Source organism: Janibacter sp. LM (assembly GCF_039631275.1).
Lineage (GTDB): Bacteria > Actinomycetota > Actinomycetes > Actinomycetales > Dermatophilaceae > Janibacter > Janibacter terrae.
This window is the reverse complement of record NZ_JBDIVG010000041.1, coordinates 1-15,924: the sequence shown is the minus strand read 5'-3', so window position 1 is coordinate 15,924 and position 15,924 is coordinate 1. Positions and strand designations below refer to the sequence as shown.

17 protein-coding genes are annotated in these 15,924 nt (G+C 72.2%); 6 read left to right on the top strand and 11 right to left on the bottom strand.

Going from position 1 to position 15,924, the window contains the following annotated elements; all coding sequences use genetic code 11:
• Nucleotides 1-140: 140 nt before the first annotated feature.
• Both ABC138_RS16535 and ABC138_RS16530 read right to left on the bottom strand, forming a co-directional pair.
• Entirely contained in the window at nt 141-1,556 is a 1,416-nt protein-coding gene (locus tag ABC138_RS16535) for an acyl-CoA synthetase (protein ID WP_068426521.1), read from the bottom strand.
• Entirely contained in the window at nt 1,553-2,911 is a 1,359-nt protein-coding gene (locus ABC138_RS16530) for an SLC13 family permease (protein ID WP_068327989.1), read from the bottom strand. The genes ABC138_RS16535 and ABC138_RS16530 overlap by 4 nt, the downstream gene beginning before the upstream one ends.
• 89 nt (nt 2,912-3,000) lie before the next feature.
• On the opposite strand from ABC138_RS16530, the gene ABC138_RS16525 reads away from it, so the two are divergent.
• From ABC138_RS16525 to ABC138_RS16515, 3 genes are all read left to right on the top strand, one after another.
• Nucleotides 3,001-3,753 carry an IclR family transcriptional regulator gene (locus ABC138_RS16525; protein WP_345914358.1) on the top strand — a complete coding sequence of 251 codons (753 nt, stop codon included), beginning with the start codon at nt 3,001-3,003 and terminating at the stop codon, nt 3,751-3,753.
• Between the two features lie 155 nt (nt 3,754-3,908).
• Complete coding sequence (locus ABC138_RS16520) at nt 3,909-5,723, top strand: calcineurin-like phosphoesterase family protein (protein ID WP_068426529.1); 1,815 nt, start codon at nt 3,909-3,911, stop codon at nt 5,721-5,723.
• A 185-nt stretch (nt 5,724-5,908) separates the two neighbouring features.
• The gene (locus ABC138_RS16515; protein WP_345914357.1) at nt 5,909-8,002 is read left to right on the top strand and encodes a heavy metal translocating P-type ATPase; all 2,094 of its coding nucleotides are present in this window, start codon (nt 5,909-5,911) and stop codon (nt 8,000-8,002) included.
• A 12-nt stretch (nt 8,003-8,014) separates the two neighbouring features.
• On the opposite strand, the gene ABC138_RS16510 is transcribed toward ABC138_RS16515, so the two are convergent.
• The 8 genes from ABC138_RS16510 to ABC138_RS16475 all read right to left on the bottom strand — a co-directional run bounded on the left by ABC138_RS16510 (nt 8,015) and on the right by ABC138_RS16475 (nt 13,543).
• Complete coding sequence (locus ABC138_RS16510) at nt 8,015-8,353, bottom strand: TraR/DksA C4-type zinc finger protein (protein WP_068327981.1); 339 nt, start codon at nt 8,351-8,353, stop codon at nt 8,015-8,017.
• A gap of 20 nt (nt 8,354-8,373) precedes the next feature.
• On the bottom strand, nt 8,374-8,763 hold the full coding sequence (locus ABC138_RS16505) for a type II toxin-antitoxin system VapC family toxin (RefSeq protein ID WP_345914356.1): 390 nt from the start codon (nt 8,761-8,763) through the stop codon (nt 8,374-8,376).
• Nucleotides 8,760-9,029 carry a type II toxin-antitoxin system VapB family antitoxin gene (locus ABC138_RS16500; RefSeq protein ID WP_345914355.1) on the bottom strand — a complete coding sequence of 90 codons (270 nt, stop codon included), beginning with the start codon at nt 9,027-9,029 and terminating at the stop codon, nt 8,760-8,762. Before ABC138_RS16500 ends, ABC138_RS16505 begins: the two co-directional genes overlap by 4 nt.
• A gap of 33 nt (nt 9,030-9,062) precedes the next feature.
• Entirely contained in the window at nt 9,063-10,424 is a 1,362-nt protein-coding gene (locus ABC138_RS16495) for a rhodanese-like domain-containing protein (protein ID WP_345914354.1), read from the bottom strand.
• Between the two features lie 23 nt (nt 10,425-10,447).
• Entirely contained in the window at nt 10,448-11,038 is a 591-nt protein-coding gene (locus tag ABC138_RS16490) for a rhodanese-like domain-containing protein (RefSeq protein ID WP_068327972.1), read from the bottom strand.
• Between the two features lie 25 nt (nt 11,039-11,063).
• Complete coding sequence (locus ABC138_RS16485) at nt 11,064-11,873, bottom strand: sulfite exporter TauE/SafE family protein (protein WP_338539156.1); 810 nt, start codon at nt 11,871-11,873, stop codon at nt 11,064-11,066.
• Nucleotides 11,874-11,943: 70 nt separating this feature from the next.
• The gene (locus ABC138_RS16480) at nt 11,944-12,132 is read right to left on the bottom strand and encodes a hypothetical protein (RefSeq protein ID WP_068426549.1); all 189 of its coding nucleotides are present in this window, start codon (nt 12,130-12,132) and stop codon (nt 11,944-11,946) included.
• A 34-nt stretch (nt 12,133-12,166) separates the two neighbouring features.
• Nucleotides 12,167-13,543: an MBL fold metallo-hydrolase gene (locus ABC138_RS16475; protein ID WP_345914353.1), complete on the bottom strand. Its 1,377-nt coding sequence runs from the start codon at nt 13,541-13,543 to the stop codon at nt 12,167-12,169.
• Nucleotides 13,544-13,619: 76 nt separating this feature from the next.
• On the opposite strand from ABC138_RS16475, the gene ABC138_RS16470 reads away from it, so the two are divergent.
• Nucleotides 13,620-14,021 (top strand): DUF302 domain-containing protein, encoded by a 402-nt coding sequence (locus ABC138_RS16470; protein WP_068327957.1) that lies wholly within the window; start codon nt 13,620-13,622, stop codon nt 14,019-14,021.
• A 31-nt stretch (nt 14,022-14,052) separates the two neighbouring features.
• The gene (locus ABC138_RS16465) at nt 14,053-14,319 is read left to right on the top strand and encodes a metal-sensitive transcriptional regulator (protein ID WP_068327954.1); all 267 of its coding nucleotides are present in this window, start codon (nt 14,053-14,055) and stop codon (nt 14,317-14,319) included.
• Between the two features lie 13 nt (nt 14,320-14,332).
• Here ABC138_RS16465 and ABC138_RS16460 read toward each other — a convergent pair whose 3' ends face one another.
• On the bottom strand, nt 14,333-14,533 hold the full coding sequence (locus ABC138_RS16460; protein ID WP_068327951.1) for a hypothetical protein: 201 nt from the start codon (nt 14,531-14,533) through the stop codon (nt 14,333-14,335).
• 118 nt (nt 14,534-14,651) lie between these two features.
• On the opposite strand from ABC138_RS16460, the gene ABC138_RS16455 reads away from it, so the two are divergent.
• The gene (locus tag ABC138_RS16455; protein WP_345914352.1) at nt 14,652-15,824 is read left to right on the top strand and encodes a ScyD/ScyE family protein; all 1,173 of its coding nucleotides are present in this window, start codon (nt 14,652-14,654) and stop codon (nt 15,822-15,824) included.
• Nucleotides 15,825-15,924: the final 100 nt, after the last annotated feature.

Genomic DNA, 15,924 nt, shown 5'->3' with positions numbered 1-15,924 from the left:
CAGCGGCGTCGCTGTCATGATTCGATCATACGTTCGATGACGTGCATCACACGGGACCGACACGCCGTGTGGACAAGAACCCGCAATCACGGGGTCTGTGGACCCGGCCCGGCGCCCTACGCGGCAGTCACGGGCCGGAGCTAGACCACGCCGTCCAGCTGCTTCTTCTGGATCTTGCCCATCGCGTTGCGCGGCAACGAGTCCGTGAAGCGCACCTCACGCGGACGCTTGTGCCACGCGAGCTCCTCGGCGACGTGCGCGACGAGGGTCGCGGCGACGGCGTCGTCGGCCCGACCGCTCGGCACGACCCAGGCCACGATCCGCTGGCCGAGGTCGGGGTCGGGCACGCCCGCGACAGCGACCTCGGCGACCTCCGGGCGACCGAGCAGCGAGGCCTCGATCTCGCCGGCGCCGACGCGGTAGCCACCGGACTTGATGAGGTCGACGGACTCGCGGCCGACGATGCGATGGAACCCGCCGTCGTCCCACGCGGCCATGTCGCCGGTGACGAACCACCCGTCCTGCGTGAAGGACGCCGCCGTCGCGTCGTCCCTGTTGAGGTAGCGGTCGAAGAGCATGGAGCCCCGCACCTCGAGCCGGCCGATCGTCTCCCCATCGGCCGGGACCGCACGTCCGTCGTCGGTCCGGATGCGGGTCTCGGCGTCACCGACCGGCAGACCGACCCAGCCGCGGCGACGCTCACCATCGGCGCGTGTGCTCAGGGTGATCATGGTCTCCGTCATGCCGTACCGCTCGATCGGCGCCTGCCCCGTGAGCTCACGGATCGCGTCGAAGACCGGCACGGGCAGCGGCGCGCTCCCCGACACGAGGAGGCGCGCGCTGGACAGCGCCCGGGCGGAGGTCGGGTCGGCGGCCACCCGCGACCAGACCGTGGGCACGCCGAAGTACATCGAACCGCGGGCGGCGGCGTAGCGCTCCGGGCGCGGCCGACCCGTGTGGTGCAGCCGGCCGCCGAGGCGCAGCGGACCGAGCATGCCGAGGATCAACCCGTGGGTGTGGAAGAGCGGCAGACCGTGGACGAGCAGGTCGTCGGCGGTCCACTCCCAGGCCTCGGCGAGGCCGTCGAGGCCGGAGGCCATGGCCGCCTGGCTGAGGGTCACGCCCTTGGGGGCCCCGGTCGTGCCGGAGGTGTAGAGGATGATCCCGGTCCGGTCGGGGCCGGGCGTCGGGGGCAGCCCGGGCGATCGCCCGCCCGTGACGTCCACCGGGAGCGAAGGGAGCGACACCCCCTCTTGCGCCGCCCCGACCCAGGCGGTCGCGGCCGAGTCGCGGAGCACGTGCTGCACCTCGCCGGCACCGGCGTCCGGCGGGACGGGGACGGCCGGCACGCCGGCGAGCAGGCAGCCGATGACCGCGACCGCGGTCTCGACGCGGGGCTCGGCGCGCACCGCGACCGGGCCGTCGTCGGGCAGCGACGCGGCGAACCGCGCTGCGGCGTCGACGAGCTGGTGGCTGCCGAGGGTCGTGCCGTCGACGGTCAGGGCGTCGGGTCGGTCCGGTCCGTCGAGCAGGCCCTGGATTAGGGAGGAGGTCATGCGATCACCTTGCCGGGGAGGATGAGCAGGAGCGTCAGGGCGATGGGGCCGACGGCGACCATCGCGAGCCCCCACCGGGTGAGCAGGGAGGTCAGCCGGGGCCGGTCCTCCGCCTCGGCGGTCGCCACGTACGTCGCGCCGACGGTCGAGAAGGGTGAGACGTCCACGATCGACGCACACACGCCGATGGCGCAGATGAGCGCCCACCCGGGGACTCCCCCTTCGCTGATGAGGGGGAGGGAGAGCGGCACGAGCGCCGCCAGCATGCCGGTCGTCGACGCGAAGGCGGAGATGAGCCCGGCGACGACGCACAGGAGGAAGGCGGCGAGGATCGGGGTGCCCAGGGCGGCGGCGCTCTCGCCGAGCATGTCGAGCACGCCCATCTCCTTGAGCACGCCGACGTAGGTGATGATGCCGCCGACCAGCAGCACGGAGCCCCAGTCGATGCGGGTCATGGCTCGCTTGCCGGCCGCCGGGTCGATGACGGCGAGCAGGGCACCGAGCGCGAAGCCGAGGACACCGATGTCCGGCTCGCCACCCGTGACGGCGATGACGACCACGCTGATGACGAGGGCGGCCATCGCCACGAGGGTCACGACCTGCAGGGTGGTCGGCGGGGCGACGGTGCCGTCGGTGACGGCCTCGCGGACGGCCGTGGCCTGCGTCTTGAGCTGGAGCGAGGACTGGCCGTAGCCACCGATCTCGCGCCCGGTCCCGGAGCCTCCGGTCGGGCCGGCGACGGCAGGCTCCTCGGTCACCGGGCGAGGACGACGCCCGAACATCAGGTGGGCCACGGCGAGGAGCACGAGGTTCATCGCGAGCGCCAGGCCGAAGAGCAGCATGGGGTTGAGATCGATCCCGGCACTGTCGGCCGTGCCCCAGGTGATGATGCCGAAGAGGCTCGTCGGGGCGAAGGCACCCGCGGACAGGCCGGTACCCATGGCCAGCGCCATGAGCATCGGGTCGAGACCGCGCCGCGCGGCGACGGTCATGCCCACGGGTGCCATGACGAGGCCGCCGAGCGGGGCGCCCATCGCGGAGATCGCGGCGGTGAGCAGGAAGAAGACGAGAGGGAAGAGCCCGTCCCGGCCTCCGACGCGGCTGATGACGGCGTCGATGAGCCACTCGATCGTGCCGTTGCTGTGCGCGATGCCGAAGAAGTACGTGACGCCGACGAGCAGGACGAGGATCGAGAGCGGGAACCCGCCGATGACGTCCTCGAGGGCCATGTCGGCCAGCCCGAGGCCGACGGCCGCGGCGAAGGGGAACATCACCAGCCCGATGTTGACGTTGCGGATCGCCGCGAGGGCGAAGACGGCGACGAAGGTCGCCAGGGCGAGTAGCTGCACGAGCATGGGCACTCCTTTGTGGTCCACTGTGCGGTCCGTTGGTCTATTGTTTGGACCAGACGCACCGTAGTGCCCAGCACGCCGAGGAGCAACACATGTCCGGTAACCAGCCCACCCACAGCGTCGTCAGCGCCTTCCGGGTGCTCGAGACGGTCGCCGACCTGCAGCCGGTCGGGCTGTCCGAGCTCGCCCGAGAGGTCGGCCTGCCGAAAAGCACCACGCAGCGCATGCTGACCACGCTCGCGGAGATCGGGTGGCTGCGGGCCACCCAGGAGTCGCCGACCCGGTGGGGCCTGACCTACCGGGCGCTCCGGCTCAGCCGCAGCGTCGACGGCCGGTCCGGGCTGCGTGACGTCGCGCTGCCGGTGATGAGTGAGCTGCAGCTCGCGACGACCGAGACGATCCACCTCGCCGTGCCGGACGGTGATGCGCTGGTCCTGCTCGAGCGCCTCGACACCTCGCACCGCCTCCGGGCCTTCCTGGCGCTCGGCACCCGCATCCCCTTCCACGCGTCTGCCACCGGCCTCGCCTACCTGTCGGCCTGCAGCGATGCGGAGATCGACGACCGCCTCCGCGCGGACCTGGCGCCGCAGACCCGCGACACCCTCGTCGACCCCGACGCGGTGCGCGCGGCCATCGCCGAGGTCCGGGCTCGCGGCTGGTCCATCAACCCGGGTGGGCTGTCCGAGGGGATCACCGCCGTGGGTGCGCCGATCGTCGACCGCACCGGCCACCCGGTCGGCGCGATGTCGGTCTCGGGACCGAGCAGCCGGATCACCCCGGACCGTTTCGACGGGCTCGGGGCCCAGGTGGCGGCGGCCGCCGCCCGCATCGGCCGCGCCCTCTGAGCCGAGCGCTGACCATTTCCTGGCCGGGAGTTCACCGGCCGTGGCCCGAGGGGCCGCCGGGACTCGTCCCGGACGTCAGGGACGGTTCACCCGGGCGCGGGAGCGTCGAGTCGGCCGCCACGAACGGTCATCCCCCCACCAAGGAGCCCCGCACCATGCCCCTGCACACGCCACGCATCCTCCCGCCCGTCGTCACCGGCGCCCTCGCGCTCTGCCTGACCGCCGCCATCGCGGCCCCCCTCGCGACCACCGCGACGGCCTCCCCTTCGTCCGCCGCCGAGCGCCCCGCGAGCGCCTGGTCCGAGACCGCCTACCGCGGCGCGGTCGAGGTCGTGCCCGGCACGGACGAGGCCAAGGACACGATCGACGGCGTCGTCTTCGACGACCGCGACAAGGACTCGACCCAGGACCGCGGCGAGCGCGGCATCAAGGGCGTCACGGTCTCCAACGGCCGCGAGGTCGTCACGACCGACGCCAAGGGTCGCTACGAGCTGCCCGTCGACGACAACACCAATGTCTTCGTCACCCAGCCCGCTGGCTACGAGGTCCCCGTCGACGAGGACAACATCGCCCAGTTCTCCTACGTCCACCTGCCGAAGGGCTCGCCGGAGCTGAAGTACGGCGGCATCGAGGCGACCGGCCCGGCCCCGGAGGCCGTGAACTTCCCCCTCGCGCAGTCCACCGCGACGAAGAAGCCCCAGCAGGACTGCATCATGGGCGGCGACATCCAGACGTACAACCAGACGCAGGTCGAGTACGCGCGCAAGGGCGCGTTCGCCGACCTCGCCGCCCGCGACGACTACACCTCGTGCGGCGCGCTCTTCCTCGGCGACATCGTCGGTGACGACCTCTCGCTGTACGCGCAGACGCGTGAGCTCACCGGCATGATCAACGGTCCCGCCCGCCTGCTCCCCGGCAACCACGACCTCGACTTCGACGCGGCGGACAGCCAGAACCGCTTCGACACCTACCGCTCGCAGTTCGGCGCCGACTACTACTCCTACGACGTCGGCGACCTGCACATCGTCGCGCTCGACTCGGTCCAGTACCGCGCGGGCCAGTCCTACACCGGCGGCCTCGGCGAGGAGCAGCTCGAGTGGCTGCGCAACGACATCGCGGCGACCCCGAAGGACAAGACGGTCGTCCTCGCGGCCCACATCCCGCTCCTCAACTACCACGACCAGGGCCAGACGCGGCACCAGGTCAAGGAGATCAAGGAGATCCACGAGCTCATCGGCGAGCGCGACGCGGTCGGCTTCGGCGGCCACAGCCACACGACCGAGGTCATGCGCGCCGGCGACTCCACCGAGGGCTGGGCAAAGACGTGGGGCGTCGAGGAGCTTCCCTTCGACCACATCACCGCGGGCGCGATCTCCGGTGACTGGTACTCCGGTCGCGTCACCGACGCGGGCTTCCCCACGGCGATCCAGAAGGACGGCGCCCGCCCCGGCGTCCTCACGCTCGAGTCGCGTCCCGACCAGCTCAGCGAGCGCTTCACGGTGACCGGCGGCGACGAGTCCGAGCAGATGGCGGTGGGCGTCAACTCGCCCCGCTACCGCGAGTGGTTCGCCGCCAACCGCGCCAACCGCGGCAAGGCGCCCGCCTTCGAGCGGCCCACCGAGGTCTCCGCGGCCGACCTCGCCGGCGGCACGTACCTCACCACAGACGTCTTCGCGGGGTCGACCGGCACCGACGTCACCGTCGCGATCGATGGCGGCGAGGCGAAGGGGGCCACCCGCACCCAGGAGATGGCCGGCGAGGCCAAGCGGGTCGGTGCCCTCTGGTCCGACCCGGTCGCGGTCCAGGAGCAGCTCGTCCACGGTGGCAGCGTCGCCGAGAGCGGCATGCACCTGTGGCGCCTGGAGCTGCCGGGTGACCTCGAGGCCGGCAAGCACACGGCAGCCGTCACGAGCACCGACCGCTACGGCCGCGTGAGCACCGAGACGATCGACTTCACGGTCACCGACTGAGGCCCGACCAGCAGGTGACGGCGCCCGGGGCTGGTTGCTCCGGGCGTCGTCGCGCTGCTCGTCACCCGGCTACCGCGCAGGACCGCCGACGGTTCCATCCCGCACGGCCAGCTCCAGCCCGTCGAGGAAGAGCCTCAGCGCCACCTTTCGGGAACATACCCCCGAGGGGTATGGTTGGACGCACTATGAGTAGCTCATCCGACCCCCACCACGCCACCGTCGAGCACCGCGCGGACCCCCACGCCGGTCACGAGCACCACGACGAGCACGCGGGTCACGGAGGTCACGCCGGCCACGGTGACCACGTCGGGCAGTTCCGCCGGCTCTTCTGGATCATGCTCGCGCTGGCCGTGCCGGTCGTCGGGTTCAACGACATGTTCGCCGACCTCATCGGCTACGCCCTGCCGCACGGCGGGTGGGCGCGCTGGGTCTCCCCGGTGCTCGGCACGGTCATGTACGCCTGGGGCGGGTCCCCCTTCCTCACGGGGGCCGTGAGCGAGATCCGCGCCCGCAAGCCCGGGATGATGCTGCTCATCGGTCTCGCGATCACCGTGGCCTTCATCGCGTCCTGGGGCGCGAGCGTCGGCATCCTCGACCACGCGCTGAACTTCTGGTGGGAGCTCGCGCTCCTCGTCGTCATCATGCTGCTCGGTCACTGGATCGAGATGCGTTCGCTCGCCCAGACGACCTCCGCGCTTGACTCGCTCGCCGCGCTGCTGCCCGACGAGGCCGAGCGCGTGGAGGGAGACGAGGTCGTGACGGTCCCCCCTTCGTCCCTCGCAGTCGGTGACGTCGTCGTCGTCCGGCCCGGCGCCTCCGTCCCCGCCGACGGCCGGGTCGTCGAGGGCTCGGCGAGCATGGACGAGTCGATGATCACGGGCGAGTCCGCCACGGTCCGCCGCTCCGCGGGCGACGCGGTCGTGGCGGGCACCGTGGCGACCGACTCCGGTCTGCGGGTCGAGGTCACCGCGACCGGTGACGACACCTCGCTCGCCGGGATCCAGCGGCTCGTCTCCGACGCGCAGTCGTCCTCCTCCCGCGCCCAGCGGATCGCCGACACCGCGGCGGGCTGGCTCTTCTGGTTCGCCCTCGGCGCCGCCGTCATCACGGCGATCGTGTGGTCCCTCCTCGGCCTGCCCGACGACGCGGTCATCCGCACGATCACCGTCCTCGTCATCGCCTGCCCCCACGCCCTCGGCCTGGCGATCCCGCTCGTCGTCTCCATCGCGACCGAGCGCTCCGCCCGGGGCGGCGTCCTCGTCAAGGACCGGCTGGCGCTGGAGTCGATGCGCACGGTCGACACCGTCCTCTTCGACAAGACCGGCACGCTCACCCTCGGCGAGCCGACCGTCACCGCCATCGAGACGGCCGGCGACCGGACCCGCGACGACGTGCTGGCCCTCGCCGCCGCGGCCGAGTCCGACAGCGAGCACCCGCTGGCCCGCGCCGTCGTCACCGCCGCGCGGCACCGAGAGCTCACCGTCCAGCGGGCCGGCGACTTCTCCTCGTCGCCGGCCGTCGGCGTGCGGGCCGTCGTCGACGGCACCGCCGTGGAGGTCGGCGGGCCGTACCTGCTCGAGCAGCACGGCCTGGCCGAGCTGCCGGTCGCGGAGACGTGGCGCAGCGAGGGCGCGATCATCCTCCACGTCGTCGCGGACGGCGACGTCATCGGCGCGCTGCGCCTGGCCGACGAGATCCGGTCGGAGTCGCGCGATGCCGTCGCCGCGCTCCACGCCGTCGGCGTCCAGGTCGTCATGATCACCGGCGACGCCCGCGCGGTTGCCGAGGCCGTCGCGGCAGAGCTCGGGATCGACCGGGTCTTCGCCGGGGTGCGTCCAGAGGACAAGGCCGCCAAGGTCGCCGAGCTGCAGGGCGAAGGGAGGAGGGTCGCCATGGTCGGCGACGGCGTCAACGACGCACCCGCCCTCGCCCAGGCGGACGTCGGGCTCGCGATCGGCGCAGGCACGGACGTCGCGATCGGGTCGGCCGGCGTCGTGCTCGCCAGCTCAGACCCGCGCTCGGTCCTGTCGGTCATCGACCTCTCCCGCGAGGCCTACCGCAAGATGAAGCAGAACCTCTGGTGGGCCGCCGGCTACAACCTGCTGTCGGTGCCCCTGGCCGCGGGAGTGCTCGCGCCGGTCGGCGTCGTCCTGCCGATGAGCGTCGGCGCGATCCTCATGTCGGCCTCGACGGTCGTCGTCGCGCTCAACGCGCAGCTGCTGCGTCGCCTGGACCTGCGGCCGGAGGCGAGCACGGCGAAGCTGCGGGAGTCCGCCTGAGGGCTACCGCGGTCAGCCCGCGGCGCAGACGATGCAGGTGCGGGCCGTCGGCCGGGCCTCGAGGCGGCCCGGCGCGATGGGACCGCCGCACCGCTCGCACGTGCCATAGGTGCCGTCCTCGAGACGCTCCGTCGCCGCCTCGATCTCGACGAGCGCCGCCCGGGCCTGACCGATCAGGGCGTCGAGCTGTGAGCGCTCGAAGGCGATCGTCGCCCCCTCAGGGTCGTGCTCGTCGTCGGCGTTGCTCCCTTCGCTCGCCTCCACCAGGGACGTGAAGTCCCCGGTGAGGGTCGTGAGGCGGGCGAGGGTCTCCCTTCGCTCCGCGTCCAGGCGCGCACGCACGTCGTCCATCGGGCCATCGTGGCACTGGGTCACGACACCGCCGGGACCACGTCCGTGTGGGTGAAGTCGTCGCCGACGAAGAGCAGGGGCTCCCCTGCGACGACGGACAGCGCATAGGCGAAGCAGTCACCGAAGTTCAGCCGCGCCCGCGAGCCCGACCCGCGCCCGTAGCGTTGGTACGCGCGGCGGGCAATCTCCCCTTCGCGCTCGGTCACGGGCTGGATCTCGATGTCGAGGGCCTCGACGAGCTCGTCCAGGCGTGCACCATGGGCCGCGGACCGTGCATCAGCGACGATCGACGCCTCGAGCCGGGTGGCGACGGACATCCGGCACGGCCCGACGAGGGCCGTCTCGACGAGGGCGCCCGCACCGGGCTCGTCCTCGAGGATCGCCATGAGGGCGGAGGAGTCGACGATCACCGCGGCAGGCCCGTCCGGTCGTCGAAGAGGTCCTCGACCCGCTCGATCTGACGATCAGGATCGGCAGGCGTGCCCAGGTAGGCACGCACGATGCCGTGGACGATGTCGACCTTCGCCGCACGACGCCGCCGCTCGGGGTCCTCGCCGTAGTCCTCGAGGAGGCGCCTCAGCGCCTCCTCGATGGCCCCGGTCTGCGACAGGCCGGTAGCCGCGGCCGCCTGCCTGGCCAGCTCATGGACCCGCTCGTTCTTGATGTTCAGCCCCATGGGACCAATCTACCCACGACGCGCGGTAGACGTCTACCGTGCCGACCAGGCCGCGTAGCCTCCCACGAGATCGCACACCTCGTCGTGCCCCCGCGCGCGCAGCAGGCTCGCCGCGACCGACGAGCGCCAGCCCCCGGCGCAGTGCACGAGCACCGGCCGGTCCGTCGGGAGGTCCTCGTGACGGCGGGCGAGCTCGGCCAGCGGGATGTGGACGGCACCGGGGATGACCTGGTCACCCTCGCGCTCACCGGCGTTGCGCACGTCGAGCACGAGGGTCCCATCGGCGACGTCGTCCCACTGGGTGACCTCCACGCGCTCGACCGAGGTGACGAGGTCGGGCAGCTGCGCGAGGACGGCCGGGCCACCTTCGACGTGGCCGACGACGGCGTCGAAGCCGATGCGTGCGAGTCGGAGCGCCGCCTCCTCGTGCCGGCCGGGCTCGGCGAGGACGAGGATCTCGTCACCGTGGTCGAGGACCATCCCGGCCGTCTCGGCGAAGCGTCCGTCGAGCCCCACGTTGAGCGAGCCCACGAGGTGGCCGGCGGCGAAGTCCTCCGGGGAGCGGGTGTCGACGACGACGGCCCCACCCGCCATCGCCGCGCGCACCTCGGCGGGCGTGAAGGGGACGACGGTCTCGTCCGGGTCGAGCAGCTCGCGCGTGCGCAGGTTGAGGGCCGCGTCGACCTGGAAGTACGGCGGCGCCGACGGCTGGCCGGTGGTGACCATGCCGACGAACTCGTCCACCGGCATCGTCGCGGCGAAGGGGTTGGTCGTCCGCTGCGCCCCGATGTTCGACTCGAGCTCGTCGGACAGGCCGCGGCCGCAGGAGGAGCCGGCACCGTGGGCAGGCATGACCTTCGTCGCGTCGGGCAGCGTCAGGAGCACGTCGTGCAGGGTGCTGTACATGGCCGTTGCCAAGGACTGCGGCGTGGACCCGTCGGAGACGACGAGGTCGGGCCGGCCGACGCCGCCGATGAAGAGGGAGTCACCGGTGAGCACCGCGTGGGGGTTGCCCTGCTCGAGCACGAGGACGCTGATCGACTCCCAGGTGTGGCCGGGCGTCTCGAGGATCTCGAGCGTCACCTCGTCGCCCAGCTCGATGCGGTCACCCTGCGCGAGGGTGCGCACCTCGAACTCGGCCCGCTCGGCGGCGGTCGGCCCGTAGCCGATCCACGCGCCGGTCGCGGCGGCCAGCTCGAGGTGACCCGCGACGAAGTCGGCATGCACGTGCGTGTTGATGACGCCGACGATGTCGAGGTCGTGCTCCCGCGCATCGGTGAGGTAGTCGCTGATGTCCCGTCGCGGGTCGACGACGACGGCCTTGCGGGTGCCCTCGTCGGCGATGAGGTACGAGCCGTGCGAGAGGCAGCTGAGGTAGTACTGGGTGAGGATCATCGGGGGATCTCCTTCTGGGGGCGTCAGGCGCGGTCGGCGCGCAGCTGCGCGAAGACGGTCTCGGGGTCGGGCATGTCGCGACGGTTGTGGGGCAGCTTGGACAGCAGCATCCCCATGGCGCAGGTGTCGGTCAGGGCAGCGCCGGTCAGGCCGGCGCCGATCCCGGCCGCGACCCACTTCGCCGGGGGCAGGACGGCGCTCACGAGCACGCCGGTGAGGACGATCGAGCCGGCCACGAGGCGCACCTGGCGCTCGAGGTCCCACGTCCCCTCGCCGCGGACGACGTCACCGCCGGCGCTCTCCCAGGCGGTGATGCCACCGTCGAGCACGTGCAGGTTGGGCAGGCCGGCACCGGCCAGGGCACCTTCCGCGCGACAGGCGCGGGCCCCGGAGCGGCAGACGAGGACGACGTCCTCGTCGAGGTGCTCGGCGAGCTCAGGGCCGTGCTCCTCGAGGAGCTCCAGCGGCACGTTGTAGGAGCCGGGGATGTGCACGTCGGCGAACTCGCCCGGCGTGCGGACGTCGACGATGCGGGGGCCGGTGGGTCCGGCCATCCACTCGCGCACCTGCGCGGCATCGAGGGTGGCGGGTCGGGTGGTGGTGCTGGTGGTCATGGGGTCCTTCCGGAAGGGGGGGTGGTCAGGTGAGGAGGGCCGGCACGGACTGCACGGCGGTGAAGGCGGCGATGACGAGCACGAGGACAGCGAAGGCCTGCGACAGCGCCCGGGCCGGGATCCGGTCGGCGACGCGGGTGCCGACCAGGCTGCCCACGACGGCCACGCCCGCGAAGCCGAGGATGAGCGGCCAGTCGAGGTCACCGACGCCCTGCTGCGTCCGGGCCGCGAGCGCCGTGGCGCTGTTGACGGCGATGACGAGCAGCGAGGTGCCGACGGCCACGGGCATGGTGAAGCCGAGGACCAGGACGAGGACGGGGACGAGCACGAAGCCGCCGCCGACCCCGAGGAAGCCGGTGAGCAGCCCGACGAGCGTGGCGGCGGTCAGCAGCTTCAGCAGGCGTGGGCAGGCACAGGTCAGGGGGTGGAGGGTGAGGATCGGCTCGTCGGGATCACCCTCGGTCGCCGCGGCGGAGCCGCGGCGACTGCGTCGCAGCATGAGGGTGCCGACCACGACCATGAGGACGGCAAAGGCGGTCATCAGCAGCTCCGGGGGAACCAGCCGTGAGGCGGCCGACCCCGCGATCGCCCCGGCCGTGCCGAGGAGGCCGAAGGTCAGTCCCTGCCCGAGCCTCACCCGTCCGCCGCGGTGGTGCGCCGGCAGGGAGAGGAGGGAGGTGATGCCGACGATGATCAGCGAGCTGGTCGTCGCGGTGACGGGGTCCTGCCCCAGGACGTGCACGAGGGCGGGGACGGCGAGGATGGACCCCCCGCCGCCGAGTGCGCCGAGGGCGAGGCCGATGGCCAGACCGAGGGGGATGACTGCAAGGGGCACGTGAGGACTCCGGGTAGGACCGTCGGGGACGGGGCAGGGGGGAACCCGCCCCCGACGGCGTCTGGGTGGCTCAGCCGCGCCCGATGAGGCGGGAGAGCAGGTTGGGCGAGGAGCCGGGGGCGCCGGCTCCCTTCGCCGGGGTGGCGTGGCCGGGGCAGCGCTGGCTGCCGGGCACGCCCCGCATCACCTGGTCGACGTGCTGGCCGCAGCCGGCCCAGGTGGTCTTGCCGCACTGACGGCAGGTGGTTTGACGGCACATGGTGGGTCTCCTCGTGTGGATTGGGGAAGGGGGGTCAGGCGGGGGTGGTCATGGGCAGGCCCGCGGGGGCGGCGTTGTCGAAGTCGTCGTCGACGACGACGACCCGGCGCCCACGGGCGGCGAGGACGGAGGCCGCGATCGACGCGCGGTAACCGCTCGCGCAGTGGACCCACAGCTCGCGCTCGGGGATCTCGTCGAGCCGGTCGCGCACCTCACCGATCGGGACGTTCTGCGCGTCCTCGACGTGACCGTCGGCATACTCGCCGGCCAGTCGGACGTCGAGCACGTGCACCGGGCGGTGGTGGCGCACCTGTGACAGGTCGGCGAAGGTCGCCCGCTCCAGGGTGCCGAGGGGACCGTCGGTCCAGTCGGCGGGTCCACCGGTGGCGGCGCCGGCGATCCGGTCGAGGCCGATGCGCGTCATCTCGCGCTGGGCCTCGGCCACCTCGTCGGAGCTCTCGCCGAGCAGGGTCACGGACGCGTCCCACGGGATGAGCCAGCCGAGATAGGTCGAGAACTGGCCGTCGAGACCGAAGTTGAGCGTGCCGGTCACGTGGCCGGCGGCGAAGGCGGTCCGGGTGCGCAGGTCGACGACCCACTCGCCGGCGTCGATGCGCGCGGCCAGGGTCTGCTTGTCGGCGCGCTCGGGGGCCCGCAGGTCGGCCTCGGCGGGTCCGGCGGCGTTGGCCGGGTTCATGTGGACGTAGTACGCGGGGTACGCGTCGAGGCCGGCGAGCGTGTCGGCGACCCACTGCTCCTCGTCCTGCGTGAGCGCCGGGTTGAGCCGACGCTCCCGGCCGATGGTCGACTCGGTGGCGCCACCGGTCGACCCGGAGGAGCAGAAGGAGCCGAATCCGTGGGTCGGCAGCACGTCGGCCTGCTCCGGCAGCTCGTCCGCCAGACGGTGGATCGAGGCGTACTGGTGGTGGACGAGTGCGCTCGTGTGCTCCTCCCCGAGGAGGTCCGGCCGGCCCGTGGCGCCGAAGAGCAGCGACCCGCCGGTGAAGACCGCCGTGGTCGTGGCCTGGTCGCCGTCGCCGGTCTCCAGCGCGTAGGAGAGGTGGGTGAAGGTGTGTCCGGGTGTGGCGATGGCACGCATGCGCATCGCGTCGGACACCTCCACGACGTCACCGTCGCGGATCGGCTCACGGTCGAAGGAGACCTCGTCCGCGGCGTTGACGTGGTAGCGGGCGCCCAGGCGGCGGGCCAGTGCGAGGCCGCCGGTCACGTAGTCGTTGTGCAGGTGGGTCTCGAAGACGTCCGTGATGCGAACGCCCGCCTCGTCGGCCACCTCCAGGACGCGGTCGATGTCGCGCTGCGGGTCGATGACGACGGCGAGCTCGCCGTCGTGCGCGAGGTACGAGCGGTCCCCGAGGCTCGGGGTCTCGATGGTCATGATCGTCGGCTCCATGGGTAGCAAATTAATACCCCCATGGGTATGCTGTCAACATGCGGTCGGAGAGATCGCACGACGAAGGGAGATCGACATGCAGTACGCCATGACCACCACGGTGGACGCCTCGTTCGACGAGACGCTGGCCGCCACCCGGGACGCGCTGTCCGAGCAGGGGTTCGGTGTCCTCACCGAGATCGACCTGGCCGCGACGCTCAAGGCCAAGGTCGGTGCCGACATCGAGCCGCACGTGATCCTCGGCGCCTGCCGGCCGCAGCTGGCGGAGCGAGCCGTCGCCATCGAGCCCTCGATCGGGCTGCTGCTCCCGTGCAACGTCGTCGTCCGCGCCGTCGGCGAGGGCCGCACCGTCGTCGAGGCGGTCGACCCCGACATGATGGTCGGCGTGACGGACAATGAGCAGCTGAAGGATGTGGCTGCCGAGGCCCGCACCCGGCTCGACGCCGCCCTGGCAGCACTGCCCGGCCGCGTCGGCTGACGCAGCCGATCACGAGGAGAGAGACACACACATGGTCACGTTGGACATGGAGGACATGGGCCCGGTCATCAACCGGCTGCGCCGCGCCCAGGGTCAGATCGGCGGGGTGATCCGCCTCATCGAGGAGGGTCGTGACTGCAAGGACGTCGTGACCCAGCTGGCCGCGGCCAGCCGGGCGCTCGACCGCGCCGGCTTCGCCATCGTCGCGTCCGGGCTGCAGGAGTGCCTCACCTCGCCCGACGGGGTCAACGAGGACGACAAGGCCGCGATGGAGAAGCTCTTCCTGACCCTCGCCTGATGCGACGCCGACGTCACTCCTGCGGCTTGCGGTAGATCACCTGGCCCTCGGTCGCGCCGACGTCGGCACTCTCGTACCGGACGTCCTTGAAGGCGTCCCGGTAGGGAGCCGACCCTGCCCCCGCGTCGAGCACGAGGAAGTCGGGTCCCGAGGCGCGAGCCGCGGCGCGCTCGGCGAACTGGCGGGCATACACACGGGAGGGGTTGACGGCCATGGGTAGACCCTGCCATCCACGGGCCCCGTCGCCCCTTGGCAGGGCCCCCTTCCGGTGGAACTCTGGAGGCGCGGGTCGCCCGCCCAGGGGCGACTCGACCCCTTGAAATGAGAACAGCATGACAACGTCGTCAATAGGTTCTTCCCGGCGCCCACGCCGGTTCATCCTCCCGACCCTGAGCAGCGCGGCACTCGTCGCTGCTCTGGTCGCTGTCCCGGGAGCCGCCACCGCGGACCCCGGCTACCGGGTCGTCGCCAGCGGCCTGGACAACCCTCGCCACCTGTCGGTCGGCCCGGGTCACAACCTCTTCGTCGCCGAGGCGGGCACCGGCGGAGCCGGTCCCTGTCTGGTGGGCCCCGAGGGCGGGGTCTGCTATGGCAGGACCGGAGCGGTCACCCGTGTCGACGTCAAGCACGGCACCCAGAAGCGCGTCCTCACCGGCCTGCCGTCCCTCGGGTCGGCTCCGTCCACCGACCCCGAGGCTCCGCCGCCCGGCTCCCAGGCCATCGGGCCCGGTGACGTCGTTCTCCGGGGCTCCAAGCGCCTCGTCGTGACGATCGGCCTCGGCAACGACCCGGCCATCCGGACGCAGTACCCCGCACTTCGCGACATGGGGACGCTGCGCACCGGCACGATCGGTTCGTCCAGGACCCACCTCCTCGCCGACCTCGCCGGCCACGAGGCCGCGACCAACCCGGCCCCTCCGGCGGATGGGCCGGACAGCAACCCGGGCGGCTTCACCAAGGTCGGATCGGGCTACGTCGTCGCCGATGCCGGCGGTAACGACCTCGTCGAGGTCTCCAAGACCGGAGGCATGAAGACCCGGGCGATCTTCCCCGAGCAGATGGCCACCGCGCCGGACTTCCTCGGGCTGCCGCCCGGGACCAAGATCCCGGCCCAGGCCGTGCCGACGTCGGTGGTCTCCGGCCCGGACGGGGCGTTGTACGTCAGCCAGCTGACCGGCTTCCCCTTCGAAAAGGGCCTGGCGAAGATCTACAGGGTCGACAGGCAGGGTCGGGTGAGCGTCTACGCGAGTGGCCTGACCAATGTCACCGACCTCGCCTTCGGGCCGGGTGGCTACCTGTACGCCGTGCAGATCTCCTCCGAGGGCCTCCTCACCGGACCGATCGGTTCCGTCGTCCGGATCCCGAAGGGGGGCGGACACGCGAGTGTCGTCGCCGGGGGTCTCTTCGCTCCGTACGGCATCGCGATCACGGGCAGGACCGGCTACGTCACGACCGGCAGCGTGGCTCCCGGTGGCGGGCAGGTGATCGCCCTCCACCTGCGCTGACCCGGTCACGAGCGGACCGGGGTCACCTCGGCAGCTCGCCCGCAGAGACCTCCCGGCCGCTCGCCTGCCAGCCGGTCGTCCCGCCCGCGACGGAGTAGGC

What these genes read in the sequence shown, in the direction of transcription:
- ABC138_RS16535 (WP_068426521.1), bottom strand. Translation starts at nt 1,556, where the DNA reads ATGACCTCCTCCCTAATCCAGGGCCTGCTCGACGGACCGGACCGACCC.
- ABC138_RS16530 (WP_068327989.1), bottom strand. Translation starts at nt 2,911, where the DNA reads ATGCTCGTGCAGCTACTCGCCCTGGCGACCTTCGTCGCCGTCTTCGCC.
- ABC138_RS16525 (WP_345914358.1), top strand. Translation starts at nt 3,001, where the DNA reads ATGTCCGGTAACCAGCCCACCCACAGCGTCGTCAGCGCCTTCCGGGTG.
- ABC138_RS16520 (WP_068426529.1), top strand. Translation starts at nt 3,909, where the DNA reads ATGCCCCTGCACACGCCACGCATCCTCCCGCCCGTCGTCACCGGCGCC.
- ABC138_RS16515 (WP_345914357.1), top strand. Translation starts at nt 5,909, where the DNA reads ATGAGTAGCTCATCCGACCCCCACCACGCCACCGTCGAGCACCGCGCG.
- ABC138_RS16510 (WP_068327981.1), bottom strand. Translation starts at nt 8,353, where the DNA reads ATGGACGACGTGCGTGCGCGCCTGGACGCGGAGCGAAGGGAGACCCTC.
- ABC138_RS16500 (WP_345914355.1), bottom strand. Translation starts at nt 9,029, where the DNA reads ATGGGGCTGAACATCAAGAACGAGCGGGTCCATGAGCTGGCCAGGCAG.
- ABC138_RS16495 (WP_345914354.1), bottom strand. Translation starts at nt 10,424, where the DNA reads ATGATCCTCACCCAGTACTACCTCAGCTGCCTCTCGCACGGCTCGTAC.
- ABC138_RS16490 (WP_068327972.1), bottom strand. Translation starts at nt 11,038, where the DNA reads ATGACCACCAGCACCACCACCCGACCCGCCACCCTCGATGCCGCGCAG.
- ABC138_RS16480 (WP_068426549.1), bottom strand. Translation starts at nt 12,132, where the DNA reads ATGTGCCGTCAAACCACCTGCCGTCAGTGCGGCAAGACCACCTGGGCC.
- ABC138_RS16475 (WP_345914353.1), bottom strand. Translation starts at nt 13,543, where the DNA reads ATGGAGCCGACGATCATGACCATCGAGACCCCGAGCCTCGGGGACCGC.
- ABC138_RS16470 (WP_068327957.1), top strand. Translation starts at nt 13,620, where the DNA reads ATGCAGTACGCCATGACCACCACGGTGGACGCCTCGTTCGACGAGACG.
- ABC138_RS16465 (WP_068327954.1), top strand. Translation starts at nt 14,053, where the DNA reads ATGGTCACGTTGGACATGGAGGACATGGGCCCGGTCATCAACCGGCTG.
- ABC138_RS16460 (WP_068327951.1), bottom strand. Translation starts at nt 14,533, where the DNA reads ATGGCCGTCAACCCCTCCCGTGTGTATGCCCGCCAGTTCGCCGAGCGC.
- ABC138_RS16455 (WP_345914352.1), top strand. Translation starts at nt 14,652, where the DNA reads ATGACAACGTCGTCAATAGGTTCTTCCCGGCGCCCACGCCGGTTCATC.